General features: G+C 36.1%; 1 pseudogene. It reads right to left on the bottom strand.

Annotated elements, in window-relative coordinates:
* A pseudogene (locus tag H5072_RS18735) lies at window positions 1–1,664 on the bottom strand (hypothetical protein); the annotation flags it as partial.

The raw sequence follows: 1,664 nt of genomic DNA, 5'->3' as shown, positions 1-1,664 counted from the left end.
TCAAGCTCAGGTTCTTCTATAAGCTCAGGTTCTTCATTTAATGATGAAGCAAGCGACTCAATATCATCAACATTTAATTCTTCTTGAGCATCTGCTAAATCCTCAACTGAGTCTGCCAATGCATTATCAATTTCTGAATCTCTTACATCTGAATTTTTTACTTCATCATCAATTAGGTTATCTATGTCGTCTAAATCAAAGTCATCGCTTTGTTCAACTAATGAATCATTTGCAGTATCAACCGCAGTCTCATCAATTAAGCTATCTATGTCGTCTAAATCAAAGTCGTCACTTTCCTCAACTAATGAATCATTTGCAGTATCAACTGCTGCCTCATCAATTAAGCTATCTATGTCGTCTAAATCAAAGTCGTCACTTTCCTCAACTAATGAATCATTTGCAGTATCAACTGCTGCTTCATCAATTAAGCTATCTATGTCGTCTAAATCAAAGTCGTCACTTTCCTCAACTAATGAGTCATCTGCAGTATCAACTGCTGCTTCATCAATTAAGCTATCTATGTCGTCTAAATCAAAGTCTTCACTTTCCTCAACTAATGAGTCATCTGCAGTATCGACTGCAGCCTCATCAATTAAGCTATCTATGTCGTCTAAATCAAAGTCGTCGCTTTCTTCTAGAAGTTCATCTTCGTCGAGTAACTCTGCATCAAGTGAGTCATCTACCACATCACTTTTTGGGTCATTCGCCTCATCAATTAAGCTATCTATATCGTCTAAATCAAAATCGTAGCTTGTCTCAAGTTCAGCTGAAGTGTTATTTGAGGTATCTAATTCTGTTGATGTTTGATCTAATAATTCATCTATATCAAAATTATCTTCATCTGCAAGCTCTACACTTAAAGCCGCCATTTCATCATGAGATTCTAAGCTGTCATCCTCTAAAGCTTCGCTTGTTTGCGGTGCCTCAAATTCAGGTAGACTATCGTCTTCATCAAACAAGCTATCTAAATCGTCATTAGTTAGGATTTCATCATTGTTAATTGAGTCATCAGATAAGTCTAAATCTATATCTTCAGCGTTTTCATCTGAAGGTTGATCAAACCCTTGCTGCATAAAAATATCGAGCTCATCATCGTCATCGGTATTTTCATCATCAAAAACAATGTCATCGCTTAGCAAGCTTTCGAGCTCATCCTGATCAAGTAAATTTTCGTCGCCAGAAAAATCATCTAAGCCGTCGTCTAAATCATCATTAGGCAACATATCACTTTCGAGACTATCATCTAATTGAACACTCAAGTCATCTAAAGGGTCAGGTACAATTGGATCGTCATTTAAGCTTGGGCCTAAATCATCATCGCCAGTATAAGTTGGGGTTTGTGGTAAAAAGTCATCATCGTTTTGCGGCTCTTCTTGATTACTTGCTCGTTTGCGTAAAAACATAACGATTGCAAAAATAATCAGTAACCCAGGAATAAACATTAACAAGCCCAGTACTATGGGGTTTGAAAATAATGAGCCAAAATCAAATGACTCTTTTGGTATTACTTCTTGTTTTTTTTGTTGGGCAATAATCTCGTTTTGTTTAACGATGAGTTCTTTTAACTGATTTTGAATTTCGCTGTCTTGTCCTAATTGCAAACGTAAGTTTTCGAGCTCTTTAGATATTCCTGATAACTGTTTTTTAAGATTATTATTTTCAAC

This window comes from Pseudoalteromonas sp. SR45-5, from assembly GCF_014163565.1.
GTDB classification, from domain to species: domain Bacteria; phylum Pseudomonadota; class Gammaproteobacteria; order Enterobacterales; family Alteromonadaceae; genus Pseudoalteromonas; species Pseudoalteromonas distincta.
This window is presented reverse-complemented; position numbering and strand designations above follow the sequence as displayed.